The following is a 26,220-nucleotide window of genomic DNA, read 5'->3' on the forward strand; positions in this document are numbered from 1 at the left end:
CGCTTAAAACAAAGCCTGCGGATCGTCAGGCGAATTATTGTTAGAATGGAACGGTCGCGGTTGTCGGATGCCTGGGCCTGAGCATTGGCCGGAACGGGTGAATAGGGGCGTGACATGTCGCAGCCGACGCGCTGGTTCTGGGGTCTGATCCCACTGGTCCTGCTGTGGGGAGCCGGGAATGTCGGGCTGGACGCAGCTATCGAGCAGGATGTCGGCGCGCGCGCGGTGAGGGCCGTTGCGGCAGTGGCCGGCCGGACCCCAGGGGCCCGTCCTGTCGTGGCGCAGGTCGAGGGACGCGACGTCACGATTGCAGGCGAGGTTCTGTCGACCGACGGCGCAACCCGCGCGATGGCGCATCTGCGTGCCGAATTCGGCGTGCGGCGGGCATTGGGCGGTCTGTCGCAGGTCGTTGCGCAGAAGCCCTATTCATGGTTCGCCGGGCGGCTATCGGATAGCGTTACGCTCGGCGGCTTCGTCCCGGATGTCCAGACGGCCGAAGCCAATCTCGTTGCGGCAGGCGCGGCGCTGCCCGGCCTGCATGTCGACGATCGCCAGACCATCGCGTTCGGCGCGCCGGACGGCTTCGGGGCCATGACCGCCGCGATGATCGCCGAACTGCCGAAACTGGCTTCCGGACGGATCGCGCTCGACGACAGTCGCTTCTGCATCGAAGGGAGGGCCGTGAGCCCCGTTTCGTTCCGGGCCCTCGAGGCTGCTATCGTGCAGCTGGCGCGGCCTGGCTTCCAGGCCGTGAAATGCGATCTTGAGCCCCCGATCGTGGCACCATATCGATGGAGCGCCGAGCACCGCGCCGATGATGAACTCGTCCTGCGGGGCTACTACCCGAACGACGAGGTCCACAGGCAGCTCCTGCAGGCGGTGCAACGCGCCTTCGGGGCGGCGATCATGTTGCGTGACGAATTGCAGCCGGGGGATGGCGCACCGTCTGCATTTCTGGAGAAGATCGCTCGCGCCGCGGCCGACCTCGCTCGGCTTCGGGAAGGCAGGGCCGAGCTCGACGGCGACATCTATACGCTCTCCGGCAAGGGACCGGACAGCTATGAGGCATGCCAGTCGCTACGCCTGCAGATTGCGCAGCAGGACGGTCCCGATTCGGTCGCGCGTGTCGAGATCGATTGTCCTCCGGAACCGCCGCCGGCGCCTGTCGTCGTGCCACCGCCCGAGGTGCCGGGCCTGATCCTGAAGGACGTACTTCCGGCAAATCCCGCGGCCGATCGCCCCACCTCGGCTTCCGCTGCCCCTCTCGCTTCCGGAGCTGGTGAGCAATCGGGCGCGCCTCCCGTGTCAGCCGCCAGGCAGACAGACGCGCCGGTAGCGGCAGCCCCGGTGCCGCTCGACTGGAACGCTGGACGCGCTGATGGGCGCGTCTCACTGGGCGGCGTGGTGGCGAGCGAGGCGCAGCGCGACAACGCAATGGCCGCGGCGCGGCGTCTGTTCGGGGAGGCAGCGCTCGAGGACCGCATGAGCATCGAATCTGCGTTGCGCTCCGAGCTCGATATTCCCGCATCGCTGTCTTTCGCACTTGAGGCCTTGTCGCGGCTGAAGTCGGGATCTGTGACGATCCGCGACAAGGACTTCGCCGTAGTCGGGGAGGTTGCAGATGCGGCGGGCCTGGCGGCGCTGCATGATTTGCTTGCTCGCGGCGCTCCGGCAGGGCTTGCCGTCGCGTCTCTGCCGGAAGGCATCGTGGTGCGGCCTTATGGGCTGACGTTGTCGATGGATCGCACCGGCTTGCGGCTCAGCGGTTATGTTCCTGATGAAATAACGCGCGCCAATCTCCGTTCCGTCGTAGCCGATTCTCCCCTGAAGGATCGGCTCGACGACGGGTTGGTCGTCGTGCCGGGAGCGCCGTCCGATTTCGGCTCTGCCGCGAGAGTGATGCTCGCGGATCTGCTCAGGTTGGATCTGGGCTCTGCTTCGATCGAGGATGATCGCGTCAGCATCCGCGGATTGACCTGTCGCGAACTGATCAGGAGCGAAATCGAGACGAGCGCGGCGTCCGGCCTGCCGGCGGGGTTCAAGGCCGATGCCGCAATCAGCCTGCGCCAGACCGGCTGCGTCGTCGACCCGCCGGCGAGCTGCCAGAACGATCTCGATGGCTTGACCCGGCGCAACGCCGTGTTGTTCGGGCAGGGCACCTCGGTCGTCGAACTCGATGCGACGACCGAGCGAGTAATCGGCGAGGCGGCGGCCATTCTCAAGAGGTGCCCCGACGCTTCGGTGACCATCGAAGGGCATGCCAACCGCGACGGCGAACGGCGCGGCTTCGACAATGTGGACCTGTCCTTGCGCCGGGCCACGCGTGTCCGTGAGGAGCTCGCGCACCGCGGCATCGACCCCGCGAAGCTCACGGTCAAAGCCTATGGCAGCGCCCGCCCGATCCTGCCCTACGACATGCAGGAAGCCAAAGCGATGAACCGCCGCGTGCAGTTCACCGTGGCGAAGTAGGAGGCGGTCATGCTCTATCTCGCCAGCCAGTTCGTTTGGTTCCTGCTCGGCGCCTTCGGCCTTGGGCTCGCTATGGGCCGGATCAGCCAAGGTGGCGGCAGAGTCCGGCTGTGGAACGGTGCCTGGACGGTTGTCGCTGCGTTCTGGGCCCTTGGTGCAGCCCTGGCCTGGTTCCAATGGCTCAACGGGGCCGTTGCGACATGGTTGGAGACCGCGCTGCTATTCATCGCTGCGTACTGGGCAGGTTGCGCCTGTGCTAGTTTGTTTCACAGGCCGACAGCGGTGAGCGTAACCCGGGTGACGGCCGATGTGCTTCCGCCCGTCGAGAACGAGGCCGATCTGCCCGGCCGTCGGCCCGCGGGTCAGGCGGTGGCTCGCGATGGAAAAGCCGACGATCTGAAGCTGATCAAGGGTGTCGGCCGGCAGAATGAAGGTCGCCTGCACGGCCTCGGCATCTGGCATTTCGAGCAGATCGCCGCCTGGGCGCCCGACAACGTCGAATGGGTCGGCAGTTACCTTGCTTTTCCCGGTCGCATCGAGCGTGAAGACTGGGTCGGCCAGGCGAAGGTTCTGGCGACGGGCGTCGTGACGGAGTTTGCCGCTCGCGCCCAGGCGGGGCTGGTCGAGACGTCCCGCGACGACGGCTCCGCCGGACAGGGCAATGTCGCAGCCATCTCCAGCGAGGCCACGAAGGAGCCGTCGAAACCCTAAAGTCAGGCCGCTCGACGCTCGGCCCGCGCGATCAGCTTGCCGATGCGCCGGGCCATGTCTCTCGAGCCCAATAGAGGGGCGTGGCCTTGTCCGGCGACGGTGAAGATTTCGCAGTCGGGATGGCGCTCGGCCATCTCCTGCAGGGTCTTTTCGGCCAGCAGATCGGAGTTCGCTCCGCGGATCGCCAGCAGCGGCACCGCTTTGAGCCCGTCGAAATAGGTCCAGAGCACCGGCAGGGGCGCTTCGAGGTCGAGCTCCTCCAGCACCTTCATCAGCTTCGTGTCGTAATCCGGCTTGAGCGGCCCGTCCCGATCCGTCCAGGTGCGGCGGGCCATGATCTCCCACTCCGCTTGGCTGAGCGCCGGGAAATGCTGGTCGGAGAGCCGCTTCAGAATCTCGGCGCCTTCCGAGAAGCTGCGCGGCACCGGCAATTTCCCGACATAGCCGCGGATGCGCAACAGGCCGCGCGCGTCGATCACCGGGCCGACATCGTTGAGGACCGCTCCGCTGATCACGGCCGGCCGGGCCGCCGCGAGCGCCATTGTGAGAAGCCCGCCTCGCGAGGTGCCGACGAAAACGGCCTGTTCTATGCCCATCGCGACCAGAACCTGCATGAGGTCGTCGAGCTCGATGCGGATGTCGTAGTTCTTCCAGTTGCGGTCGTAATCCGAGAGCCCGCGGCCGCGATAATCGAGCGCCAGCACGCGGCGCGGCTTGGTCTCGTCCTGCGCGAGAGCCATTGCCAGTTCGTGGAAATCGGCGGCCGTGCGCGCGAAACCCGGCAGGCAGACGACCGGAAGTGCGGTCCCTTCGAGCGGACCATAGTCACGCAGATGGAGTTTCAGACCGTCGCGAGCGCTGACGAAGCGGGAGGTAAAGGCGGAAGCCGGGATCATGCGGAACTCGAGGAAGCTATCTCCCGCGCACCTAATCATGCTCCGGCCGAGGGCGGAAGCCGGCTTTCGCAGCTCGACGCCGATGTGGAATCCGTTGAAGGCCGCTGCGACTGCGATGGGTTGCAGGTCCTCGCTTGGCCCGCGCCCGGGATGGCGGGGCAGGTGAGGGGCCAGCGGCTAATCGCGCTTGCCGCCGCGCTTCAGATCGTAGTCGATCAGATAGGCGGTGCGCTGGTTCAGCCGCTCGCGATAGACCTGCAGATTCTCCATCACGCGCTGGACGTAGTTGCGCGTCTCGGAGAAGGGGATGCGCTCGACCCAATCGACGGCATCCACCTCCGGGTCGCGCGGGTCGCCATAGGCGGCGATCCATTTCTTCACATTCGGCGAGCCGGCATTATAGGCCGCGAAGGTCAGGATGTAGGAGCCGCGCCACTCTTTCAGCAGGTCGTTGAGATGGGCTGCACCCATCTGCGCCGCATAGAGCGGGTCTTGGCCCAGCTTCTGCCAGTCGAAGGGCAGCCCGGCACGACGTGCCGTCTCGCGTGCCGTCGCCGGCATCATCTGCATCAGCCCGCGTGCCCCGGCACCGGACATCGCGGCCGGGTCGAAGGCACTCTCCTGCCGGGCGATGGCGTGGACGATGGCGCGCTCCATCGGGTCGCCGAGCACGTCGAATTCCGGGATGCCGTTGACCGGATAGGCAGCCATGTCGAGCGGGAAGCCGCGCTGCAGCGCCGCCTTGCCGATGCCGACGAGCGCACGGGCATCAGCTTCGCGCTGCGCGATTGCCGCGATCGCCTCCAGCGCTTCGGTGGTGTGCAGGCGCTGTGCCAGATCGTTCAGCATCAGCGTGGCGAGGTCGCGCTCGCCGATGCGATAGAGCAGCCGCACGCCGCGATGGCCCGGCAATCCCTCGAGGGCGGCGGCCGAAGTGCTTCGGAGCGGCAGGCGGTCCAGCCCCAGCTTCGCACGCGCGAGTTGACCGTAATAGGCGACAGGTTGCTCTGCCGCCTTGCCGAAGGCGGCCTTGGCCTCATCGGCTTGCCCCATCTCCTCAAAGGCGCGGCCCCGCCAATAGGCCGCGCGGGCGACCGAGATGGGCGTTTCGCTGATGGCGGCAGCGGCGTCGAAATGCTTCAGCGCGACTTCCGGCTTCTTCAGGAAGCGCAGTGCGATGAAGCCGGCATGCCATTCCGCCTCGATACGCTCCGCTGCGTCCTCGGCGCCGTGGCCAGCCGAGACCTCATAGGCCTTCGCTGGCTGGCCGGCATCGAGGAGCTTGCGCGAGATGATGCGCCGCTCTTCCCACCAGCCGTCGCCATCGCCCAGCATGGCTGCGTCGCGCGGAACACTGGCGAGCGCCTTGACGGCATCGTCGAGCTTGTCGGCCCGGCGGGCCTGCTGCGCCCGCAGGAAGGCGAAGGAAACGTCGCTGCGGACGGAGGCTGGCACTGCCGCGATCTGCTTTTCGGGGATCGGCTGGCGCGCTCCGGCGCTGGCGAGCCGCGCCCTGGCCAGCACGACATAGTCGGCCGAGACCCGGGCGGCATTGCGCAAGGCTGCCCCGTCATTGTCCTTGAACAGGAAGCGCTCGGTACGCTGCCGATGGTCGTCCTTCGTCAGCACGGCGTCGAATTCCTTGAGGACGATCTTCTCCAGCGCTTGCCCGAACGGGTCCTTGCGCCACGTCCGGCGCACGAGGGCGGCAGCCTCTTCGGCTCGCCCCTCGTCCTTGAGCGCGAGCGCGAGCGCGATCCGCCCGGCCGGCGACACCGGCTGCTGGCCGTGGAAGAAGGCGCGGACGATCAGCGGACTCTTCTTCTCGGCGATCAGCGCCTCTTCGGCGCGGCGTCGAAAACGGGTCGTCGCGGGATAGTTCGGATGCTCGCGCAGGAAGGCGTCGATCCGCGTGAACGACACGGTGCCGGCATTGGCGTGGATCGCCACCCATTCGAGCAGCGTGCGAACGGCGCGGTCGTCGATCCGCGCCGCAAGCTCATCACCCTCGCCGAGTGCGCCGCGTCTATAGGCGGCGACGGCAGATTTCACGGCGTCCAGATTGGTTGCATCATCGCCCCGCAGGGTGGAGGACGGATAGGGCAGCAGCGCGCCCGTGGTCTCGACGTCGCCGATCATGGCGAGCTTGCGCTGGCTCGCCAGCATGCCGTCGTCACCCGCCTGTGTGGTCGAGGCGGAGAGCACGGCAGGCAACAGCAGGCCGATCAATCTCCTCGCGGCAGCAGGCGAGGCCATGGCGGGTCTCCATCCTGGGGCAGGCATTCGGGAACGATGGTCGGGGAAGGGGGTTGATGAAGGCTTAACTATGAGGCTACGCATTTTCATGCATTGCCGGCTTTGCCTTGACCAAACGACGGTTTATGTGTGGCGGCCCGACAACCCGCGTTTCGCTTCAGGATCAGCCCGATGACCAAGCACATTGCCCTTACCGGCTCGATGCCAGCTCTGGTCACTCCCTTCAAATCCGGCAAGGTCGATGAGGAGACGCTGCGCGCGCTGGTCGAATGGCAGATCGCCAGCGGTTCGACCGGCCTGGTCCCGGTCGGCACCACCGGCGAGAGCCCGACGCTCTCCCATGACGAGCACAAGAGCGTCGTCGAAATCGTCGTCGATCAGGCCAAGGGCCGCGTTCCGGTGATCGCAGGGGCTGGTTCCAACAACACGATCGAGGCTATCGATCTCGCCGTTCATGCCGGGAAGGCCGGCGCCGACGCCGTTCTCGTGGTCACGCCCTATTATAATAAGCCCACCCAGGAGGGCATGTACCAGCACTTCAAGGCGGTGAACGATGCAATCGGGATTCCGATCATCATCTACAACATCCCGCCGCGTTCGGTGGTGGATATGTCCGTCGAGACGATGACGCGGCTCTATGAGCTCAAGAACATCGTCGGCGTGAAGGATGCCACCGCCAATCTCGCCCGCGTCTCGCAGCAGCGCCACGCCATGGGCCCGGATTTCATCCAGCTCTCCGGCGAGGACATGACCGCACTGGCCTATATGGCTGCCGGCGGTCATGGCTGCATCTCGGTCGTCGCCAATGTCGCGCCGCGCCTCTGCGCCGATCTGATGGAGGCCGCGCTCAAGGGCGATTACGCTGGGGCGTTGAAGGTGCAGGACCGGCTGGTGCCGCTCCATGACGCGACCTTCAAGGAGCCCGGCCTCGCCGGCGCCAAGCATGGCCTGAAGCTGCTCGGCCGCATCGAGGAGGAAATCCGCCTGCCCTTGATGCCGGTGACACCGGCCACCGGCAAGGTGATCCGAGACGCCATGGTTTTCGCCGGGCTGTTGAATGCTTAGATAGGGATTGCGTTCGTCCGGTCGCCCCGGCGACGCCAGGGAAATCCGGAATGTACGAGCCCAGTCACTTCAAGGTCGAGGACCGCGCGCAGCTCCACGCCGTCATTCGCCAGCACCCGCTCGCCTCGCTGGTGACAGTGGGCGAGGGCGGCCTTATCGCCAATCTGGTTCCCTTTATCCTTCACGAGGATGAGGGAGAGAACGGTGTGCTGCGCGCCCATGTCGCGCGGCCCAACGCGCAGTGGAAGGCGATCGCGGCGGGTGCCGAGACGCTGGTGATCTTCACTGGCGTCGAGCGCTACGTCACGCCGGCCTGGTACGCGACCAAGCGCGAGACCGGGAAGGTCGTGCCGACCTGGAACTACGTCACCGTCCAGGTGCGCGGCCCCGCCCGGGCAATCGAAGAGCCGGCATGGCTGCGTGCCCAGCTCGAGTCGCTGACGCAGCAGCAGGAGGCGCCCCGCACCGAGCCCTGGGCGGTCTCGGACGCGCCGGAGCCCTTCATCGTCGCGCAGGCGCGTGGCATCGTCGGTGTCGAGATCGAGATCGCCTCGATCATCGGCAAGTTCAAACTCAGCCAGAACCGGCGCGAGGACGACAAGCTCGGCGTCCTCGACGGCCTGAGCGCCGATCCCGCAACGGATTCGCAGGCGATGGCCTCGCTGGTGAAAAAGCACGGATTCAGTGAAACTGCATGAAGAAGCCTGATCCCGCCCGCTATCGGCTCGCCGCCGACAACCGCAAGGCGCGCTTCAACTACGAGATCAAGGAAACCCTGGAGGCGGGCATCGCGCTGCAGGGCACCGAGATCAAGTCGCTGCGCGGCGGCAAGGCGACGATCGGTGAGAGCTATGCCGGCCCGATGGGCGAGGAGCTCTTCCTGTTCAACGCCCATATCCCGGAATATCTGGAGGCGAACCGCTTCAACCATGAGGTTCGCAGGCCGCGCAAGCTGCTTCTCCATCGTCGCGAGATCAACAAGCTGATGGGCGCAGTCCAGCGCGAGGGCATGGCTCTGATCCCGCTCAAGGTCTATTTCAACGACAAGGGCAGGGCGAAGGTCGAGCTCGGTCTCGGCAAGGGCAAGAAGCTCCACGACAAGCGCGAGACCGAGAAGACCCGCGACTGGAACCGCGACAAGCAGCGGATCTTGAAAACAGGCGGGTAGGCTTGGATCAGGGCCGTGCTTCTCCTTCTCCCGCAGGGGGAGAAGGGAAGAGGCGGCAGCTCTCCAAAAGGAGCCTCACCCTTCCACCGGCTCGTCGCCCTGGCGGATACCGTAGCGCCGTTCGAGCGCGGGATTGCCGGGTGCGGCCGGGGCGCCGGGCGTGGCGCTGCGGGGGCTGCGCTCGGACGGATCGCGCCCGATCTTCTGCATGAGCTGGGCAAGATCGACGAACTCGTCGCATTGCCGGCGCAAATCGTCCGAGACCATCGGCGGGTTGGTCGAGATCGTCGAGACGACCGAGATTTTGACGCCCTTGCGCTGCACTGCCTCGACCAGCGGGCGGAAGTCGCCATCGCCGGAGAACAGGTAGATCTGGTCGAGATGCGGCGCGAGCTCGAGCATCTCGATCGCCAGCTCGATGTCCATGTTGCCTTTGACGCGCCGCCGGCCCGTGGCGTCGGTGAATTCCTTGGCTGCCTTGGTGATGACGCGGTAGCCATTGTAGTCGAGCCAGTCGACGAGCGGGCGGATCGAGGAGTATTCCTCGCTCTCGACGAGCGTGGTGAAGTAGAAGGCGCGGATCAGATTGCCGCGGCTCTGGAACTCACGCAGCAGGCGACGATAATCCATGTCGAAGCCGAGCTGCTTCGAGGTCGCGTAGAGATTGGCGCCGTCGATGAAAAGCGCGATGCGCGGTGCGCCGTTCATGGCAATGACTCCTGCTCAAATGACTTCAAGCAATAAAGATGGAAGCAAAAGGCGTTCGAACAATGTCGTTCATGAAGGAAATTTGACAAGGTTCAAGCAGGAACCGTGGCTTCTTGACGCAGTGCGGCCATGCGGCTGCGGCAGTGTCGCGCCGTTCGATCGCGCCGACGACCGGGCTCAACTCTCGGGTTCGACTGTTCGGGAGATCAGGGCCGCAGCCGTGCGGGATTGCCGAGCGCCGTCCGCCCCTTGGGCACGTCGCGCGTGACCACGCTGCCCGCGCCGATGATCGCATCGTCACCGATCGTGACGCCGGGGAGGACGATCGCCCCGCCACCGATCCAGACATTGCTCCCGATGCTGACCGGGCGGCCGAACTCCAGCATCTGCCGGCGCTGAGCGGGATCACGCGGATGATCCGCGGTGAGGATCTGGACGCCCGGGCCGATCTGCGTGTCGTCGCCGATGGTCACGGCGACGACATCGAGGATGACGCAGCCAAAGTTGAGGAAGACGCCGTCGCCCAGGCTGATGTTGTAGCCATAGTCGCAATGGAAGGGCGGGCGGATGGTGACGCTCCGCCCGACATGGCGAAACGCCTCCTGCATCAATGCGGGCCTTTGCTCAGGCGTGGCCGTGGTTGCGTTGAAACGCTCCATCCAGTCGCTAATGCGGCGATTATCGGCGATAAGCTCCGGGCAGTCCGCACGGTACAGTTCGCCCGCGAGCATCTTGTCCCTCTCGCTGCGCATCGCCGTCCTCCGCGTAGCTCAGGCTTTGCCCTTGGGGAACTCCAATCCCATCTCGCGATAGCGTTCAGGGTCGTCGCTCCAGTTCTCGCGAACCTTCACGAACAGGAAGAGGTGAACTTTGGCCTCGGCCGCTTCGGCGATCTCGGCGCGGGCCTTCTGGCCGATCGCCTTGATCGTCTGGCCGCCTTCGCCGAGCACGATCTTCCGCTGGCCCTCGCGCTCGACATAGATCGTCTGCTCGATACGGACTGAGCCGTCCGGCTTCTGCTGCCAGCTCTCGGTCTCGACCGTGGAGCGGTAGGGGAGTTCATCGTGCAGCCGCTCGAAGATCTTCTCGCGGGTGATCTCTGCGGCGAGGAAGCGCAAGGGCGCATCCGAGATCTGGTCCTCGGGGTAGAGCCAGGGTCCGAGCGGCAGGCGCTTTTCGAGCCAGGCCAGGATGTCCTTCACGCCATAGCCGGTGAGCGCAGCGACCATGAAAGTCGCCTCGAACTGCCCGCGCTCGTTCACCTTGGTGGTGATCTCGAGCAGCTTTTCCTTCGCCACCGTGTCGATCTTGTTGAGGATCAGGAATTTCGGCTGCTTCAGCTCGGCGAGCTTCTCCAGCAGCGCGGTGTTCTCCTCGTGCTCGAAGCGGCCAACGTCGATCAGCACGCCGATCAGGTCGGCGTCGGTCGCGCCGCCCCAGGCACTCGTCACCATCGCGCGGTCAAGCCGGCGCTTCGGCGCGAAGATGCCGGGCGTATCGACGAAGATGATCTGCGCCGGGCCGGACAGGGCAATGCCGCGCACCTGCGTCCGCGTCGTCTGCACCTTGCGCGAGACGATCGAGACCTTGGCGCCGACGAGTTGGTTGAGCAGCGTCGACTTGCCGGCGTTCGGCGCGCCGATCAGCGCGACGAAGCCGCAGCGCGTGGGTTGATCGGTTTTAGACATGCTCGCCTTCCGGGTTTTCGTTCCACAGGCCTTCGCGTCGCAGGAAGGCTTCGGCCGCGGCCTGCTCGGCGAGCCGCTTGGAGGGGCCGCGCGCCTCGGAGTCCGCGAGCCCGGTGATCTTTGCAGCAACGACGAAGACCGGCGCATGGTCCGGCCCCGAACGGCCGCGCTCGCTGTAGGTCGGCGTCGGATAGCCCTTGCCTTGAGCCCATTCCTGCAGCGCGGTTTTGGCGTCGCGCAGCGGGCGCACCGGCTTCATCAGCCGCTCGCCGAAGGCGCGTTCGACCAGCGCGCGGGCCGCCTCGTAGCCGCCGTCGATGAAGACCGCTCCGATGATCGCCTCGCAGGCATCGGCCAGGATCGCCTTGTTCTTGCGGGCGCCGCCGAGGATCTCGCCATCGCCCAGCCGCATGAAATGGCCGAGATTCCAGCCCTGCGCCACCTCGGCGCAGGTCTCCTTGCGCACGAGATCGGCGAGGCGGCGTGAAAGATTGCCTTCCTCGGATTGCGGGTAGCGCCGGAACAGCATGTCGGCGACCGATAGGCCGAGCACACGGTCGCCGAGGAATTCGAGGCGCTGATAGCTAGCCAGCCGCGATTCCTCGGCGCTCATATGGGTAAGCGCCGTGATCAGCAGGGATTTGTCGCTGAAGTTGTGCTCCAGCGCGGCTTCCAGCCGCGCTGTGTCCGGCGCCTTGCGCGCGGCTTCGCTGCTCTTGCTCACTTGATGGTGCTGAACAGACGGTTCCAGCGAACCGTATAGGGCCATTCCCAGATCTTCCAGGCCGAGGCGCCGTCCTCGATCGAGAAGAAGATGATCTCGGCCCGACCGACGAAGTTCTCGAACGGCACATAGCCGACGCTGCGGTCGCGCGAGTCGAGCGAGTTGTCGCGATTGTCGCCCATCATGAAGAAGTGGCCGGGCGGCACGACGAAGACTTGAGTGTTGTCGAAGGTGCCGGTGTCGCCCTCGCGCTCGATGATCTCGTGGCGGACGCCGTTCGGCAGCGTTTCGATGTAGCGGATCACCGGAACGCTGCGGCCCCAATTGTCGCTGGTCACATAGTCGGCGATGCGCTCGCGCTTCACCGGCTGGTTGTTGATGTGCAGGATGCCGTCGATCATCTGGATGCGGTCGCCGGGCAGGCCGATGACGCGTTTGATGTAATCCGTCGAATTGTCGCTCGGCAGCTTGAACACGGCGATGTCGCCGCGCTTGGGCTCGGCCGCCCAGACGCGCCCTGAGAACAGCGGCGGGCTGAACGGGATCGAGTGCTTGGAATAGCCGTAGGTGTACTTGGACACGAAGAGATAGTCGCCGATCAGCAGGGTCGGGATCAACGAGCCCGAAGGGATGTTGAAGGGCTGGAACAGCAGGGTGCGGATGACCAACGCGATGAGGAGCGCCTGGACGACGACCTTGATCGTCTCGAAGACGCCGCCCTCTTCCTTGGTCGTCTTGTTCTTGCTTTCGACTTCGTTGGCCACGCGGGGCGCTCCTGGGACTGCAATCCAGCGCGCGGTCTAGCCGACTATCGCGCCTGCGACAACGCGCAAGAGCAGTCTGGTGAGATGATACTGGCGGATGGCGAATACATGGTGAGAACAATTACAATGCGAGAAAACGGCGGGAGATGGGCCAAATTCGCAGAGCGAATACCCACTTAGATGCGTTGACGATATCGTGTTTCACGAACAGCATTCCCGCGTTTCCGACCTTTGGGGGAATCACCATGAGCACGAAGAAATATGTCGCCGAAGCCATCGGCACGTTCTGGTTGACTTTTGCGGGTTGCGGCAGTGCGGTCATCGCTGCAGGTTTTCCAAATGTCGGCATCGGATTGCTCGGCGTTTCGCTCGCTTTCGGCCTCACCGTCGTGACGATGGCTTACGCCATCGGCCATATTTCCGGTTGCCACCTCAATCCGGCCGTGACGGTCGGGCTCGCTGCAGGCGGTCGTTTTCCGGTGGGGCAGATCGTTCCCTACATTGTCGCGCAAGTCGTCGGCGCGATCGTGGCCGCGGCCGTTCTCTATCAGATCGCCCGCGGCGCGCCGGGCTTCGATCTCGCCAACGGCTTCGCCTCGAACGGCTTTGGCGAGCATTCACCGGGAAAATACAATCTGGCCTCGGCCTTCCTCATGGAAGTCGTGATGACGATGATGTTCCTCTTCATCATCATGGGGGCGACCCACGGCAGGGCTCCGGCCGGCTTTGCGCCGCTCGCCATCGGCCTCGGCCTGTGCCTGATCCACCTCGTCAGCATCCCCGTGACGAACACCTCGGTGAACCCGGCGCGCAGCACGGGGCCGGCGCTGTTCGTCGGCGGCTGGGCCATTCAGCAGCTCTGGCTGTTCTGGGTCGCGCCGCTCATCGGCGGCGTGCTCGGCGGCGCAATCTATCGTTGGCTGAGCGACGAGCCGCAGGGTGTCGTCAGCGGTACCCAGCCGGCCGAGTAGGCCAGCTCGACATTTGCTGAGGGAAGGCTGGTGCCGCCGCACCGGCCTTCCCTGTTCCATGGCTGCGGAACTAGGCCGGGCGATCGCCGATGATCGGACGGGCCTCGATCACGACGAAGGCCTGTGCCAGTGGCGGGTCGTCGGTCAGCGAGACATGGACGACCGGCTCGAAACCTGCCGGCGTCATGGCTTTCACACGCTCAAGCGCGCCGCCCGTCAGGCGCATGGTCGGGCGCCCGCCCGGCAGATTGACCACCTCCATGTCACGCCAGAACACGCCCAGCCGCATGCCGGTGCCGAGCGCCTTCGAGCAAGCCTCCTTGGCGGCGAAGCGGCGGGCATAGGAGGCGGCGCGCGTCGCGCGGCGGTCGGACTTCGCCCGCTCCCCGTCAGTGAAGACGCGTTGGGTGAAGCGCTCGCCGAAGCGCTCGAGGGAGCGCTCGATGCGGCGGATGTCGCAGAGGTCGGAGCCGATGCCGAGGATCATGCTCCGCGTTTAGAGCATTGGCCGGGAAAGTGGAAACCGGTTTCCGGAACGGTCAGCCTCCGGTGCCGCGCCCATCATCCATCGCCTGCCGCATCCGGCGGATCGCCGCGTCCAGCCCAACGAAGATCGCCTCGCCGATCAGGAAGTGGCCGATGTTGAACTCGACGAAGGCCGGTATGCCGGCAAGCCTGCGCGCGGTGTCGTAGTCGAGCCCATGGCCGGCATGGACCTCAAGCCCGAGCTTGGCCGCATAAACCGCGCCATCGGCAAGTCGCTGGAACTCGGCCTCCGCCTTGGCCGTTCTGCCATCCGCAACCGCATGGCACCAACTGCCGGTATGGAGCTCGACGACGGGGGCGCCGAGCTTGGCCGCCATAGCGATCGGCGCCTTGTCGGGCTCGATGAAGAGCGAAACGCGGCAGCCGGCGGCCTTCAGGCGGGCGATGCGTGGCGCAAGCTGTTCTTCTTGCCCGACGACGTCGAGCCCGCCCTCGGTGGTACGCTCCTCCCGCTTTTCCGGCACGAGGCAGGCCGCGTGCGGCTTCAGGCGCTCCGCCAGCGCGATCATCTCGTCGGTGGCGGCCATCTCGAAATTGAGCGGCTTCGTCAGCTCGGCGGCGAGCCGTTCCATGTCGGCGTCGCGGATATGGCGGCGGTCCTCGCGCAGATGGGCGGTGATTCCGTCAGCGCCTGCGGCGATGGCGAGATGGGCGGCGCGGACCGGATCGGGCAGGGCACCGCCGCGCGCATTCCTCACCGTGGCGACATGGTCGATGTTGACGCCGAGACGCAGCCCTTCGGCCATTGTGCAAGCCCTCTTTGAAGCTACCCGTGCTTAGACGAAAGCACGGCATCGGCTCAATGCAGGGATTGTGATGGCGGCCTCACGATTTGTGATCTGTGCGACCATCCGCAGGCGCGATTGCTGATTTGACAACAGCGAATGGTTGTTCGGTCTCCGTGAAGGTAATCGTAACCGGCGCGCTGCAATATCAAGACATAAATCAACTAAACCTTTGGTTGAGCTAGTTGAGATATGCAACTAACCGTAAATAACGCGGCCTTCCATGCAGACATTACGCCGGACCGACGCAATGCCGGTCAGCCGCCCGAGCGTGCGCTTGGGCGGGTGATCGCCTGCGACGGATCGCGTGCCACGATCCTGAGCGCGGTCTCGACAGGCAGCTGGCAGGCAAGCGACGCCTGGGCGATCGGCCGCATGATCTCGATCAATCTCGGTCCAAGCCGCATCGTGGCCTTGGTCTACAAGCTGCACGCGGTCGAGCCAGCCTGGACGGACGGCGAGAACCCGATTCAGGTCGAGGTCGAGTTTCTGGGCGAGGTTCTCGAGAAGCCGGATGGCTCGGCGCGCTTCCAGAGCGGCATTACCACCTATCCGCCGATCGGCGCCATAGCTCACCGCATCCGCGCCGGCGATCTTGCGCTCGTTCACGACCTTGGTGACCGGACGGGTGCCGAGATCGGCCATGTCACGCAGGATGCCAGCATCGCCGCGACCGTCAGCATCCAGGACATGCTCTCGCGTCATTTCGCCCTCGTCGGCACCACGGGTGTCGGCAAGTCGAGCGCCGTCTCGCTCCTGCTGCGCCGTGCCGTCGCGGCGCGCCCGCGCCTGCGCGTTCTGATCCTCGATCCGCACAACGAATATTCCGTCGCCTTTCCGGATCTCGCCCTGACCATCGATGGCGATGCGCTCGACCTGCCGTTCTGGATGTTCAAGCAGGAGGAGTTTGCCGATATCGTCTTTCGCGGCCGGCCTGCGCTGGACGACGAGCCGGACATTCTGCGGGAGGTCGTCGCAGCAGCCCGAACCCGCTACCGTGTTCCCAGTGGTCAGGAACTGGCGCGCGACCTCGGATCGAGCCTGCTCAAGCGTCCGCTCGATCTCGGCACGGGGCGCAGCGGCTCGGAGCCGGCGCCGTCGACGGGCGGTGTCGACGCATCGACGCCTTACCGTCTGAAGGACGCCTTTGCCGTTATCGACGAAATGATCGGCCTGCACGAGCAGCGCTGGCCGAGGGCGGCGCTGCGCTCGCTGAAGGTGCGGCTGGAATCGCTCCACGCCGATCCGCGCTACCGCTTCATGTTCGGGCGCGCCAATATGTACGAGACGGTGGCGCCGATACTGGGTCAGATCTTCCGCATTCCGATGCATGGCCGGCCGATCACCGCCTTCCAGCTCGGTGGCCTGCCGGGCGAGGTGGTCAATGCCGTCGCCTCGGTGCTGTCGCGGCTTGCCTTCGACATCGCAATGGCGAGCCAGGGCGCCTGCGAGGTCCTGGTGCTCTGCGAAGAGGCACATCGCTATGTGCCGTCCGACCGGGCGCTCGGCTTCGCGCCAACCCGCCAGGCGATCGCGCGCATCGCCAAGGAAGGGCGCAAATACGGCGCCTATCTCGGCGTGGTCACGCAGCGCCCGGGCGAACTCGACCCGACCATCCTGTCGCAGTGCTCGACCGTCTTCGCCATGCGGCTGGCCAACGAGCGCGACCAGCAGATCATTCGCTCGGCGATTTCCGACGCTTCGGCCAGCACGATCAATTTCCTCTCCTCGATCGGCAACCGCGAGGCGATCGCCTTCGGCGAGGGGGTCGCCACCACGATGCGGATGCGTTTCGCCGAGCTCAAGCCGCATGAGCTGCCGGCGATGGGCGGACGCGCGGGCGAGGGCGGCGGCCGGCTGGAGCCGACCCTGGACGACATGGTCCGGCGCATGCGGGCCTGAGCGCGAATTTCTTGCATCCCGGCGGCTTTGGCTGTAAGGGCCTGCTCAACCTATCCCCTGCATCGCTGAGATCGGAAGAAGCCGCCCATGGCTCGCGTTACCGTTGAAGACTGCATCGACAAGGTCGAGAACCGCTTCGAGCTGGTGCTGCTCGCCAGCCACCGCGCGCGGATGATCCAGTCGGGCTCGTCGATCCTCGTCACGCGCGACAACGACAAGAATCCCGTCGTCGCGCTTCGCGAAATCGCCGACGAGAAGCTGAAGCCCGAGGATCTCAAGGAAGACCTGATCCACTCGCTGCAGAAGCATGTCGAGGTCGACGAGCCGGAGCAGGAGACCGTTCCGCTGCTCGCCAGCCCCGCCAGCGCAACGACGCCCGACAGCGAAGTCCAGTTCGACCGGATGAGCGAAGAGGACCTGCTGCGCGGCCTCGACGGCCTCGTGCCGCCGACCGAGAGCGCCGACGACGAGGACTGATCCTCGGCCCGCGTGAATCGATTGTTCATAGTTTGAAGTTAAAGCCCGGCACCGCCGGGCTTTTTCATGCCCGCCATCCGGAAAACGCCTTGCTGCCGTCCATGCCTGCGCAAATAATCATGAGTTGCAACAAGAGAATGTCGAGGCAGGGGCCCGCATGGGCATAATGCGGCAGTATGAGCTCGTTGACCGGGTCAGGAGCTACAATCCGAATACCGACGAGGACCTGCTCAACCGGGCCTATGTCTATGCCATGCGCGCACACGGCACCCAGAAGCGCGCCTCCGGCGATCCCTTCTTCGCGCATCCGCTCGAAGTTGCAGCGATTCTGACCGATCTCAAGCTGGACGATGCCACCATCGTCGCAGCGGTGCTGCACGATACGGTCGAGGACACCGCCGCGACGCTCGAGGAGATCGAGAGCATGTTCGGGCCGGATATCCGCCGGCTCGTCGACGGCCTCACCAAGATCAAGAAGCTCGACCTCGTCTCCAAGAAGGCGGCTCAGGGCGAGAATTTCCGCAAGCTGCTGCTCGCCATCGCCGACGATGTCCGCGTGCTGCTGGTCAAGCTCGCCGACCGGCTGCACAACATGCGCACCCTGCATTTCGTCCCTCCCGAGAAGCGGCTGCGCATCGCCGAGGAGACGATCGAGATCTATGCTCCGCTCGCCGGGCGCATGGGCATGCAGGAGCTGCGCGAGGAGCTGGAGGAGCTTTCCTTCCGCCACATCAAGCCGGAAGCCCATGCCACCGTGACCAAGCGGCTGGAGGAGGTCACCGCGCGCGAGGGCAAGGTGATCGGCGAGATCGAGCGCGATCTGAAGGAGAAGCTTGCCGCCAGCGGTATCCAGGCCCAGGTCTCGGGGCGGCGCAAGCGCCCCTATTCGATCTGGAAGAAGATGGAGCGGAAGTCAGTCTCCTTCGAGCAGCTCTCGGATATCTTCGGCTTCCGCGTCATCGTCGAGAAGCCGGAGGATTGCTACCGCGTCCTCGGCATCGTCCATATGACTTGGCCGATGGTGCCTGGGCGCTACAAGGATTACATCTCGACGCCCAAGCAGAACGACTATCGCTCGATCCACACCACCGTGGTCGGCCCCGGCCATAGCCGCGTCGAGCTGCAGATCCGCACCGACACCATGGACCGCATCGCCGAATACGGCATCGCCGCGCATGCGCACTACAAGGATGGCCGCCCCGGCGCGCCGATCCGGCTCGGCGACGAGAGCCGCGCCTATCAGTGGCTGCGCCGCACCGTCGACTTGCTGAACGAGGGCGACAGCCCCGAGGAGTTTCTCGAACACACCAAACTCGAGCTCTTCCACGATCAGGTTTTCTGCTTCACGCCGAAGGGCCGGCTGATCGCCCTGCCGCGCGGGGCGACGCCGATCGATTTCGCCTATGCCGTCCATACCGATGTCGGCAACAGCGCCGTCGGCGCCAAGATCAACGGACGCATCGCGCCGCTCCTGACCGAACTGCAGAACGGCGACGAGGTCGAGATCACCCGCGCCGAGGGCCAGGCGCCGCCGGCTGCCTGGGAGTCGCTCGTCGTCACCGGCAAGGCCCGTGCCGCGATCCGCCGTGCCACGCGCGCTGCCGTGCGCCGGCAATATGCGGGCCTGGGCCGCCAGATCCTTGAACGTGCCTTCTCCCGCGCCGAGCGGGCTTTCTCCGACGACAAGCTCAAGGCTGCGCTCAGGCGCCTCGCCCGCAGCACGGTCGATGACGTGCTCGCCGCCGTCGGTCGTGGCGAGATGTATTCCGGCGACGTCGTGAAGGCGGTCTATCCCGATCTCGAGCCGGAGAAGCGCGCTTCGGCCGAGACCAAGCCCGGCGCCGCGGCCAGCGGAAAAGGCTGGTTCGAGTTGCGTCAGGGCGAAAACCTGAAGTTCAAACTGCCGGGCGAGGAGCCCTCCGACGACAGCGCCATCCCGATCCGCGGCCTCGGCCGTGACCTGCCGGTGCGCTTCGCTCCGCAGGGGGGCGCGGTGCCGGGCGATCGCATCGTCGGGATCCTGACGCCGGGCGAGGGCGTGACGATCTATCCGATCCAGTCGCCGGCGCTCGCCGCCTTCGACAACGAGCCCGAACGCTGGCTCGATGTGCGTTGGGATCTCGACGACAAGGTGCCGCAGCGTTTCCCGGCTCGCATTGCGCTGAAGTCGCTGAACGAGCCAGGTTCGCTCGCCCAGATTACCACGACGATCGCCGAGCATGACGGCAATATCGACTCGGTTTCGATGAACCGTCCGAACCCGGATTTCACCGATGTCACGATCGATCTCACCGTCTGGGATCTGAAGCACCTCTCCGCGATCATCAGCGAGCTGCGTGAGAAGCGCGTGATAAGCCGCGTCGAGCGGGTGGTCGGCTAGTTCCGGAACGCGGCTGCCAGCTCGCGGACGAAGGCCCGGCCGCGTGGCGTGGCCGCGTTGCTGCGCAGCACGACATGCGAGCGCCCGAGCGGCGGCAGCCCCCAATCCGCGCCGATATCGACGGCGCCCGGCGGGGCGACCCGGGTTGCCAGCGCAGCGACCCCGAAGCCGCCGGCAAGCGCGGCCTGCACAGCGGCCATTCCGCCGCCGATGAAGGCTTCGCGCCAGCCTATGGCGCGCCGGTCGAGCGCGGCGATGGCGTGCTGCCGCAGGCGGCACTCGGAGACGAGGCTGATCAGCGGCAGCGGCGAGTCGCCCCGGCGCGGCAAGTCTGGAGAGGCGAACCAGCCGAGATTGTCCTCGCGCAGAACCTCTCCGGTCTTGCCGGCGCCGATCCTGCGCACGAGCACCGCATCAAGATCGCCCGCCTCATAAGCCGCCTCCAATTGGCTCGACGGCTCGATGCGCAGATTGACGATGAGGTCGGGGTCGCGCGCGGCCAGTCGGGCGAGCAGGGCCGGCACATCGGCGCCGGCCGCCTGTTCGCTGATGCCGATGGCGATCCGCTCGGGCGCCTCGCTGAAGGCAGCGAGCGCCCGGCTGTGGGCGGCGAGGAATGCGCGGGCGGCCGGCAGGAAGCGCTCGCCTTCGGAGGTGAGCCGAACCAGCCGCGGATGCCGCTGCAAAAGAAGCTTCCCGAGCGTGGTCTCCAGCCGCTTGATCCGCGTGCTGACCAGCGACTGCGTCGAGCCGAGCGCTTCGGCAGCGCGGGTGAAGCTCGACAATTCGGCGGCCTGAAGAAAGGCGGCAACCGCTTCGACATCGAGGGCAGGAGTGCTCATAAATCAGAAATCCGTATTTATGATATCTCGTACGATACGGTTTATTGCTTTATGATTCAAGGCTAGCTTCTGGCCATCGACCGGCAGCCATCCGGCTACCGCAGATGGAGAGAACCATGCCTCTGATCCGGATTTCCATGCGTCGCGGCCGGCCCGCTTCCGAACCTGCGGCGATCATCGACGGTGTCTACAAGGCGCTGCGCGAGACGTTCGAGGTGCCGGAGAAGGATCTCTTCGCCGTCGTGCATCAGCATGACGCCGACGAATTCGTCTTCGATGCCAATTATTTCGGCTTCAACCGCAGTGCGGGTCTGGTCATCATCCAAATCACGGTGGCCAACACACGTGGCGTGACGCAGAAGAAGAAGCTTTATGCGGCGATCGCGGCGAACCTTGCTCGCGACCCCGGGCTGAAGCCGGACGACATCTTCATCAACCTTGTCGAGGTCAAGCGCGAGGACTGGTCGTTTGGGGGCGGAATCGCCCAGTACGTGGCCTGAGAGCGACCTTGCTTGGCGGAAGCGTCGCGTCGATCCGGAAGTGCCGGGCGGGAGGGCGCCGGTTTCCGCGATGGTCGGGGCGAGCCCGGCCATGACGCGGTTTCTTCCTGCGCCCGCCTGTCCTAAATCCTGTCCATGGAATGGACGGATGAAGGCACGATCATCGGCCTCAAGGCTCATGGCGAGAGCGCCGTGATCCTCGAGGTGATGACCCGCGACCATGGCCGTCACCTCGGCCTCGTCAGGGGCGGGCGTTCGCGGAAGGCGCAGCCGCAGCTCCAGCCGGGCAATCATGTCGCTGTGACATGGCGCGCCCGGCTCGACGAACACCTCGGCGAGTACAGGGTGGAACTGCTGACCTCGCATGCCGCCCGTTTGATGGCGGTCCCGGTCGCGCTCTACGGGCTGGGGACGATCGCTGCGCTTCTTCGCCTGCTGCCTGAGCGGGACCCGCATCCGGGCCTCTACGAGGGCTTCGCCGTCCTCATCGCTCATCTCGACGAACAGCGCTTCACGCCGGCGCTGGTTGTGCGCTTCGAACTCGCCATGCTCTCGGAACTCGGCTTCGGGCTCGATCTTGCGCGCTGCGCCGTGACCGGCTCCCCCGACGATCTCAGCCATGTCTCGCCGAAATCGGGCAAGGCCGTCAGCCGCCGGGCGGCGCAACCCTATCTCGACCGGCTGCTGGCGCTGCCGGCCTTCCTGGTCGAGGGGCAGGGCGGGCGTGAACCGTCCGCGGCCGAGCTTCTGGCGGGCTTCGCCCTGACCGGGCATTTTCTGCGCCGTCACCTCTACGAGCCTCGGGGGCTTCGCGAACCGCCGGAGCGGGCGCGATTGATCGAACTGGCGACGCGCATCGCAGCGAATTCACCCGCTGCGGATTCATCCACTGATTGAGCGCAAAATGCCGGCGCCGGCGTTTGCACGCATGGCGGCGTACCTGCATTGTTCTGGCGGGCTGATTCGCGCTGTGCCATAGAAGCCGCGCGAATTTTCGACGAGACGAGGGCTGAAGACGCATGGGCAAACCGGTCGATCCGCCGCCGGAGGACGAATCCGAGCGCATCGATCTGAAATCGGCGCTCGAAGAGCGCTATCTTGCCTATGCGCTCTCCACCATCATGCACCGCGCTTTGCCGGATGCGCGCGACGGTTTGAAGCCCGTCCATCGCCGCATCCTGCACGCCATGCGGCTGCTGCGGCTCGATCCGGGCCAGGTCCACAAGAAATGCGCCCGCATCGTCGGCGACGTCATCGGTAAGTTCCATCCGCATGGCGACCAGTCGGTCTACGACGCGCTGGTGCGCCTCGCGCAGGATTTCGCCCAGCGCTATCCGCTCGTCGACGGGCAGGGCAATTTCGGCAATATCGACGGCGATAACGCCGCCGCCTACCGTTATACCGAAGCGCGCATGACCGAGGTCGCGCGCCTGCTCCTCGACGGCATCGACGAGGACGCGGTCGACTTCCGCGAGACCTACAACGGCGAGGACGAAGAGCCCATCGTCCTGCCGGCCGCCTTCCCGAACCTGCTCGCCAATGGCTCGCAGGGCATCGCTGTGGGCATGGCGACCTCGATCCCGCCGCACAACGCCGCCGAGCTCTGCGACGCCGCGCTCTACCTGATCCAGCACCCGGAGACCTCCTCCGAGCAGCTCATGACCTTCGTGCCCGGCCCGGATTTTCCGACCGGCGGCATCATCGTCGAGAGCCGCGCCTCGATGGCGGAGACCTATCGCACCGGTCGCGGCGCCTTTCGCACCCGCGCGCGCTGGGTGAAGGAGGATCTTGAGCGGGGTGCCTGGCAGGTCGTCGTCACCGAGATCCCCTACATGGTTTCGAAGGGCCGGCTGATCGAGAAGATCGCCGAGCTGCTCAACGACAAGAAACTGCCTTTGGTCGCGGATCTGCGCGACGAATCGGCGGAGGATATCCGCGTCGTCATCGAGCCGCGCGCCCGCAATGTCGATCCCAACCTGATGATGGAATCGCTGTTCCGGCTCTCTGAGTTGGAAGCGCGCATTTCGATGAACATGAACGTGCTGACCGGCGGCCTCGTGCCGCGCGTGCTCGGCCTTTCGGAGGCCCTGCGCGCCTGGCTCGACCATCGCCGCGAGGTGCTGCAGCGGCGTTCGCGCTTCCGGCTCGGCCAGATCGAGAAGCGGCTGGAGATCCTGCGCGGCCTGTTGATCGTCTATCTCGATCTCGACCGGGTCATCAAAATCATCCGCGAGGAGGATGAGCCGAAGATCGAGCTGATGAAGGTCTTCGATCTCACGGAGGTTCAGGCCAATGCCATTCTCGACACGCGCCTGCGCGCATTGCGCAAGCTTGAGGAGATGCAGCTCAAGACCGAGCTTGACGAACTGACCAAGGAAAAGGGGCAGATCGAGGAGCTGCTCGGCTCCGAGGCGACACAGTGGAAGACGATCGCCTGGGACATCCGCCAGGTGAAGAAGACCTTCGGCCCGGAGACGGCGATCGGCAAGCGCCGCACCGACTTCGCCGACATGCCCGACACCGCCGATATCGACCTGACCCAGGCCATGGTCGAGCGCGAGCCCATCACCGTCGTCATCTCGAAGAAGGGCTGGATCCGCGCTCTGAAGGGCCATGTGCAGGATCGCTCCAGCTTCTCCTTCAAGGGCGACGATGCGCTCCAGACGGCGTTCTTCACCGAGACGACCGCGAAAGTGCTTGTGCTCGCCTCGAACGGCAAGGTCTTCACGCTCGACGCCTCGAAGCTGCCGGGCGGGCGCGGCTTCGGCGATCCGATCAGGCTGATGATCGAACTGGAGGAGACGGCCGAGATCGTCTCCGCTTTCCCCTACAGGCCGGGCTCCAAGCTGCTGATGGCGACGAGCGAGGGCAGGGGCTTCGTAGCTCCCGCCGACGATGTCGTCGCCAACACCCGCAAGGGGCGGCAGGTTCTGAATGTCGATGGCACGCACGTCGCCGTGCTAGCGGTGCCGGCTGATGGCGACCATGTCGCGATCATCGGCGAGAACCGCAAGCTGCTCTGCTTCCCGATCTCGGAAGTGGCGGAGATGGGCCGTGGCAAGGGCGTGCGCCTGCAGCGCTACAAGGATGGCGGCCTCTCCGACGCCAAGACCTTCAACCTCGCTGACGGCCTGACCTGGCTCGACACCTCCGGCCGGACCTGGACGGTGACGCAGGCCGATCTGCTGGAATGGCTCGGCCATCGCGCCGAGGCCGGGCGCCTGCCACCCAAGGGCTTCCCGAAGAGCAATACCTTCGGGGGGTGAGGGCGCCTAGCCAGTAGGACGTCCTCATGCTCGCAGAGAAGTCGCGAGAACCGCAACGCAGAACCGCCGTTGGCGCTTTAGCCGTGACCTGACGGTTGCCGCGGTGAGGGCTCGTCTCGCTTGTCCAACGGCCTACACTCACCCCTGCGCCTGTCTTCGGGCTTGCCCGAGATCGGCGCTTGAAGTGTCGAGGCCGTCAACAGCCGACTTCGATGCAGCAGAGGGGTTCCCTGCGCCTTCATTGTCAAATGTCAATGCTGTCAGGAACTTACGCAGACTTCCTGAATCAACCCAGCAGCCGCCTGAATCAAATCCTCAGCGGATCGGCCGGCCGAGGATCCCGGCTTCGAGGCTGAGCGTGATCTTGTCGGTGACGGCCCATTCCACGCCGGCGCGAGCCTCGGGCCGCACGGCGATTTCGCTCTGGTTGAAGGGCGCCGAGAATGGCGTTGCGCCATAGCGCCAGGTTTCGTTGGCGGCCGACATCCCGACCTTGGTGTAGAGCAGCACGTCAGGCGCTACCAGCACGCCGGTCTTGACCTGGAAGGCGCCGGCGAAGTCGCGCGTGTAGGCCACGTTGCCGAAGCTCGGATAGCCATAGCCGCCGATCGCGGGGGCGTAGTCGATCGCGCCCACGATGCCGTAAACGAAGTTGCCCTCGCGTCGCATCGTCCCGGCCTCGAGCCCGAAGGTCGGCCCGGCGTTCGTGCGCATATGCTTCGAGCTTGTGACCTGGAAGCCTGACGAGGTGCGGGCGTAGGAGCCCTCCCAACGCGGCGAGATCATCGGCTCGTCCCAGGCGAAGGACGGCAAGGCGGCGAAACCGGTGAGGGGCAGGAGGGTCTCTGCCTGCGCTGCGCCCGCGAAAAGAACCGAAAGCGCCGCAGCCGAAAGAAGCGGAAATCTCACGTCGAAGCCATCCTCGCGCAGAAGCGCCCTGCGGGAAGCTAGCATGAGGCGGGGTGAATGTCGCGGTTTTGTGGCGCGGCCACGGTCGCTCAGGCGATCTTCGTCCGGAGCTTGAGGAAACGCAGCGTCCGCTCGGCGGTCGCAAGGTCCAGCTTGGCGTAGGCATCGACATCGTCGTCGATGTCGCGCGAGGAGAAGTAGAGCCGCCGCGCGCGCAATTGCAGGATGGCGCGGAAGGCCGTGGTGCCGATCCCGAGCGAGCGGCAGGTGACGGCGATGCCGCTGGCATCGCGCTGCATCAGCACGCGCAGCGCCTGGTCGATCGTGATGTCGGCGATCTGCGCGAGGACCTGCGCGAGATGATAGGCGCGGTCTTCGTCGGCCAGCATGGTCAGCACATCGTCGACCTCCCGGACCTTCGCAACGAGATCGGAGAGCAGGAGCTTGACCTCGAGCCTTTGCTGGCGCGCCTGGCGGGCGAGGGAGGCGGCCTCCTGCGTTGCGCTCGCGCCGGGAGCGGCCCCTTCCGCGAACTGCTCGACGATCCGCAGGACGCGCTGGGCGCGGTTCGGCGCAAGGTCCGAGCGGCGGGCCAGTGCGTCGGTGATATCGGCGTCGCCGTGGCCGCGCTCGAGCAGCCGATCGAAGCCCCGGTCGGAGAAGGCTGCGCCCTCATTGGCGCTGACCGTGTGCAGCACCTTCTGGTCGCCACGCTCGACCAGGATGTCGGTGACGCTTTCGGAGAGGCGCGCGCGCTCGGCGATGGCGACGAGATGCTGCTGCGACTGGCTGACGGCGATGGCGGCGAGGTCGGTGTCGGTGAGAACCGGTGAAAGGGTCAGGACAAGCCGCGCGACGTCGGCATTGCCATCGCTGCCGAGAGTAACGGCGACATTGTTCGGCAGGGTCGGCATGCTCGCCACGCGGTCCGCATAGCCCTTGCGCTCATCGTCGCCGAGCTGGCCGAGCGAAGTCGTCGCGATCTCCCCGTAGTGTTCCTTGACGGTCTCGCTCGGTTCCTGATCGAGGAGGAACAGATCCGTGACCGCATGAAGCAACTGCCGGCGCGAATCCGACGACATGTCGGCCGGCATCCGGGTCAGGTTACGCAACATGAAGGCCCCCACGGCAAAGCAGCGGCGCCATCATGCCCGGCCGAGCTTGATTTACTCTTAAGGCGTCTCGCTCTTTTT

24 protein-coding genes are annotated in these 26,220 nt (G+C 65.6%); 12 read left to right on the forward strand and 12 right to left on the reverse strand.

Annotation, left to right across the window (positions count from 1 at the left end):
• The first annotated feature begins 114 nt into the window (after positions 1–114).
• The gene (locus tag AB4Z16_RS16715; RefSeq protein ID WP_441512480.1) at positions 115–2,469 is read left to right on the forward strand and encodes an OmpA family protein; all 2,355 of its coding nucleotides are present in this window, start codon (positions 115–117) and stop codon (positions 2,467–2,469) included.
• 9 nt (positions 2,470–2,478) lie between these two features.
• The gene (locus AB4Z16_RS16720) at positions 2,479–3,180 is read left to right on the forward strand and encodes a hypothetical protein (RefSeq protein ID WP_441512481.1); all 702 of its coding nucleotides are present in this window, start codon (positions 2,479–2,481) and stop codon (positions 3,178–3,180) included.
• Positions 3,181–3,182: 2 nt separating this feature from the next.
• Here AB4Z16_RS16720 and AB4Z16_RS16725 read toward each other — a convergent pair whose 3' ends face one another.
• Together AB4Z16_RS16725 and AB4Z16_RS16730 are read right to left on the reverse strand one after the other, a co-directional pair.
• Complete coding sequence (locus AB4Z16_RS16725; protein ID WP_441512482.1) at positions 3,183–4,076, reverse strand: alpha/beta fold hydrolase; 894 nt, start codon at positions 4,074–4,076, stop codon at positions 3,183–3,185.
• Positions 4,077–4,253: 177 nt separating this feature from the next.
• On the reverse strand, positions 4,254–6,332 hold the full coding sequence (locus tag AB4Z16_RS16730) for a transglycosylase SLT domain-containing protein (protein ID WP_441512483.1): 2,079 nt from the start codon (positions 6,330–6,332) through the stop codon (positions 4,254–4,256).
• Positions 6,333–6,503: 171 nt separating this feature from the next.
• On the opposite strand from AB4Z16_RS16730, the gene dapA reads away from it, so the two are divergent.
• Genes dapA through smpB form a run of 3 tightly spaced genes read left to right on the forward strand, consistent with a single transcriptional unit; the run spans position 6,504 to position 8,565 of the window.
• Positions 6,504–7,397, forward strand: coding sequence for a 4-hydroxy-tetrahydrodipicolinate synthase (gene dapA, locus AB4Z16_RS16735; protein WP_441512484.1), 894 nt, complete (start codon positions 6,504–6,506; stop codon positions 7,395–7,397).
• Between the two features lie 50 nt (positions 7,398–7,447).
• Positions 7,448–8,095, forward strand: coding sequence for an FMN-binding negative transcriptional regulator (locus tag AB4Z16_RS16740; protein ID WP_441512485.1), 648 nt, complete (start codon positions 7,448–7,450; stop codon positions 8,093–8,095).
• Positions 8,092–8,565, forward strand: coding sequence for an SsrA-binding protein SmpB (gene smpB / locus AB4Z16_RS16745; RefSeq protein ID WP_441512486.1), 474 nt, complete (start codon positions 8,092–8,094; stop codon positions 8,563–8,565). Before AB4Z16_RS16740 ends, smpB begins: the two co-directional genes overlap by 4 nt.
• Positions 8,566–8,640: 75 nt before the next feature.
• On the opposite strand, the gene AB4Z16_RS16750 is transcribed toward smpB, so the two are convergent.
• The 5 genes from AB4Z16_RS16750 to lepB form a co-directional block, all read right to left on the reverse strand.
• Positions 8,641–9,273, reverse strand: a complete 633-nt coding sequence (locus AB4Z16_RS16750; RefSeq protein ID WP_441512487.1) for a LabA-like NYN domain-containing protein — start codon at positions 9,271–9,273, stop codon at positions 8,641–8,643.
• Between the two features lie 206 nt (positions 9,274–9,479).
• Positions 9,480–10,025, reverse strand: a complete 546-nt coding sequence (locus AB4Z16_RS16755) for a sugar O-acetyltransferase (RefSeq protein ID WP_441512488.1) — start codon at positions 10,023–10,025, stop codon at positions 9,480–9,482.
• A gap of 18 nt (positions 10,026–10,043) precedes the next feature.
• On the reverse strand, positions 10,044–10,961 hold the full coding sequence (gene era, locus AB4Z16_RS16760; protein ID WP_441512489.1) for a GTPase Era: 918 nt from the start codon (positions 10,959–10,961) through the stop codon (positions 10,044–10,046).
• Entirely contained in the window at positions 10,954–11,685 is a 732-nt protein-coding gene (gene rnc, locus AB4Z16_RS16765) for a ribonuclease III (RefSeq protein ID WP_441512490.1), read from the reverse strand. The genes era and rnc overlap by 8 nt, the downstream gene beginning before the upstream one ends.
• On the reverse strand, positions 11,682–12,449 hold the full coding sequence (gene lepB, locus AB4Z16_RS16770; RefSeq protein ID WP_441512491.1) for a signal peptidase I: 768 nt from the start codon (positions 12,447–12,449) through the stop codon (positions 11,682–11,684). Before lepB ends, rnc begins: the two co-directional genes overlap by 4 nt.
• A 245-nt stretch (positions 12,450–12,694) precedes the next feature.
• Here lepB and aqpZ point away from each other — a divergent pair, with 245 nt between their 5' ends.
• Positions 12,695–13,420 (forward strand): aquaporin Z, encoded by a 726-nt coding sequence (aqpZ, locus tag AB4Z16_RS16775; RefSeq protein ID WP_441512492.1) that lies wholly within the window; start codon positions 12,695–12,697, stop codon positions 13,418–13,420.
• Between the two features lie 70 nt (positions 13,421–13,490).
• On the opposite strand, the gene acpS is transcribed toward aqpZ, so the two are convergent.
• Together acpS and AB4Z16_RS16785 are read right to left on the reverse strand one after the other, a co-directional pair.
• Complete coding sequence (acpS, locus tag AB4Z16_RS16780) at positions 13,491–13,907, reverse strand: holo-ACP synthase (protein WP_441512493.1); 417 nt, start codon at positions 13,905–13,907, stop codon at positions 13,491–13,493.
• 52 nt (positions 13,908–13,959) lie between these two features.
• Positions 13,960–14,712, reverse strand: coding sequence for a pyridoxine 5'-phosphate synthase (locus AB4Z16_RS16785; protein ID WP_441512494.1), 753 nt, complete (start codon positions 14,710–14,712; stop codon positions 13,960–13,962).
• A 231-nt stretch (positions 14,713–14,943) separates the two neighbouring features.
• Between AB4Z16_RS16785 and AB4Z16_RS16790 the strand changes: the two genes are divergently transcribed.
• The 3 genes from AB4Z16_RS16790 (at position 14,944) to AB4Z16_RS16800 (ending at position 19,510) form a co-directional block, all read left to right on the forward strand.
• Entirely contained in the window at positions 14,944–16,653 is a 1,710-nt protein-coding gene (locus AB4Z16_RS16790) for an ATP-binding protein (protein WP_441512495.1), read from the forward strand.
• A gap of 87 nt (positions 16,654–16,740) precedes the next feature.
• Positions 16,741–17,130 carry a DNA-directed RNA polymerase subunit omega gene (rpoZ, locus tag AB4Z16_RS16795; RefSeq protein ID WP_441512496.1) on the forward strand — a complete coding sequence of 130 codons (390 nt, stop codon included), beginning with the start codon at positions 16,741–16,743 and terminating at the stop codon, positions 17,128–17,130.
• Between the two features lie 163 nt (positions 17,131–17,293).
• Positions 17,294–19,510: a RelA/SpoT family protein gene (locus tag AB4Z16_RS16800; protein ID WP_441512564.1), complete on the forward strand. Its 2,217-nt coding sequence runs from the start codon at positions 17,294–17,296 to the stop codon at positions 19,508–19,510.
• Here the strand turns inward: AB4Z16_RS16800 and AB4Z16_RS16805 are convergent.
• On the reverse strand, positions 19,507–20,352 hold the full coding sequence (locus AB4Z16_RS16805) for a LysR substrate-binding domain-containing protein (RefSeq protein WP_441512497.1): 846 nt from the start codon (positions 20,350–20,352) through the stop codon (positions 19,507–19,509). The genes AB4Z16_RS16800 and AB4Z16_RS16805 overlap by 4 nt on opposite strands.
• 116 nt (positions 20,353–20,468) lie before the next feature.
• On the opposite strand from AB4Z16_RS16805, the gene AB4Z16_RS16810 reads away from it, so the two are divergent.
• The 3 genes from AB4Z16_RS16810 (at position 20,469) to parC (ending at position 24,118) form a co-directional block, all read left to right on the forward strand.
• Positions 20,469–20,852: a tautomerase family protein gene (locus AB4Z16_RS16810; RefSeq protein WP_441512498.1), complete on the forward strand. Its 384-nt coding sequence runs from the start codon at positions 20,469–20,471 to the stop codon at positions 20,850–20,852.
• Between the two features lie 135 nt (positions 20,853–20,987).
• Positions 20,988–21,749, forward strand: coding sequence for a DNA repair protein RecO (gene recO, locus AB4Z16_RS16815; protein WP_441512499.1), 762 nt, complete (start codon positions 20,988–20,990; stop codon positions 21,747–21,749).
• Between the two features lie 122 nt (positions 21,750–21,871).
• A complete protein-coding gene (gene parC / locus AB4Z16_RS16820) occupies positions 21,872–24,118 on the forward strand; it encodes a DNA topoisomerase IV subunit A (RefSeq protein WP_441512500.1) in 2,247 nt (748 codons plus the stop codon).
• A 315-nt stretch (positions 24,119–24,433) separates the two neighbouring features.
• Here parC and AB4Z16_RS16825 read toward each other — a convergent pair whose 3' ends face one another.
• Complete coding sequence (locus AB4Z16_RS16825) at positions 24,434–25,027, reverse strand: outer membrane protein (RefSeq protein WP_441512501.1); 594 nt, start codon at positions 25,025–25,027, stop codon at positions 24,434–24,436.
• A gap of 89 nt (positions 25,028–25,116) precedes the next feature.
• Complete coding sequence (locus AB4Z16_RS16830; protein ID WP_441512502.1) at positions 25,117–26,142, reverse strand: DUF2336 domain-containing protein; 1,026 nt, start codon at positions 26,140–26,142, stop codon at positions 25,117–25,119.
• Positions 26,143–26,220 lie beyond the last annotated feature (78 nt).

This window comes from Allobosea sp. TAF32 (assembly GCF_052113585.1).
Lineage (GTDB): Bacteria > Pseudomonadota > Alphaproteobacteria > Rhizobiales > Beijerinckiaceae > Allobosea.

Coding starts and splice junctions, on each gene's coding strand:
- AB4Z16_RS16715 (WP_441512480.1), top strand. CDS start 115: ATGTCGCAGCCGACGCGCTGGTTCTGGGGTCTGATCCCACTGGTCCTG.
- AB4Z16_RS16720 (WP_441512481.1), top strand. CDS start 2,479: ATGCTCTATCTCGCCAGCCAGTTCGTTTGGTTCCTGCTCGGCGCCTTC.
- AB4Z16_RS16725 (WP_441512482.1), bottom strand. CDS start 4,076: ATGATCCCGGCTTCCGCCTTTACCTCCCGCTTCGTCAGCGCTCGCGAC.
- AB4Z16_RS16730 (WP_441512483.1), bottom strand. CDS start 6,332: ATGGCCTCGCCTGCTGCCGCGAGGAGATTGATCGGCCTGCTGTTGCCT.
- dapA (WP_441512484.1), top strand. CDS start 6,504: ATGACCAAGCACATTGCCCTTACCGGCTCGATGCCAGCTCTGGTCACT.
- AB4Z16_RS16740 (WP_441512485.1), top strand. CDS start 7,448: ATGTACGAGCCCAGTCACTTCAAGGTCGAGGACCGCGCGCAGCTCCAC.
- smpB (WP_441512486.1), top strand. CDS start 8,092: ATGAAGAAGCCTGATCCCGCCCGCTATCGGCTCGCCGCCGACAACCGC.
- AB4Z16_RS16750 (WP_441512487.1), bottom strand. CDS start 9,273: ATGAACGGCGCACCGCGCATCGCGCTTTTCATCGACGGCGCCAATCTC.
- AB4Z16_RS16755 (WP_441512488.1), bottom strand. CDS start 10,025: ATGCGCAGCGAGAGGGACAAGATGCTCGCGGGCGAACTGTACCGTGCG.
- era (WP_441512489.1), bottom strand. CDS start 10,961: ATGTCTAAAACCGATCAACCCACGCGCTGCGGCTTCGTCGCGCTGATC.
- aqpZ (WP_441512492.1), top strand. CDS start 12,695: ATGAGCACGAAGAAATATGTCGCCGAAGCCATCGGCACGTTCTGGTTG.
- acpS (WP_441512493.1), bottom strand. CDS start 13,907: ATGATCCTCGGCATCGGCTCCGACCTCTGCGACATCCGCCGCATCGAG.
- AB4Z16_RS16785 (WP_441512494.1), bottom strand. CDS start 14,712: ATGGCCGAAGGGCTGCGTCTCGGCGTCAACATCGACCATGTCGCCACG.
- AB4Z16_RS16790 (WP_441512495.1), top strand. CDS start 14,944: ATGCAACTAACCGTAAATAACGCGGCCTTCCATGCAGACATTACGCCG.
- rpoZ (WP_441512496.1), top strand. CDS start 16,741: ATGGCTCGCGTTACCGTTGAAGACTGCATCGACAAGGTCGAGAACCGC.
- AB4Z16_RS16805 (WP_441512497.1), bottom strand. CDS start 20,352: ATGAGCACTCCTGCCCTCGATGTCGAAGCGGTTGCCGCCTTTCTTCAG.
- AB4Z16_RS16810 (WP_441512498.1), top strand. CDS start 20,469: ATGCCTCTGATCCGGATTTCCATGCGTCGCGGCCGGCCCGCTTCCGAA.
- recO (WP_441512499.1), top strand. CDS start 20,988: ATGGAATGGACGGATGAAGGCACGATCATCGGCCTCAAGGCTCATGGC.
- parC (WP_441512500.1), top strand. CDS start 21,872: ATGGGCAAACCGGTCGATCCGCCGCCGGAGGACGAATCCGAGCGCATC.
- AB4Z16_RS16830 (WP_441512502.1), bottom strand. CDS start 26,142: ATGTTGCGTAACCTGACCCGGATGCCGGCCGACATGTCGTCGGATTCG.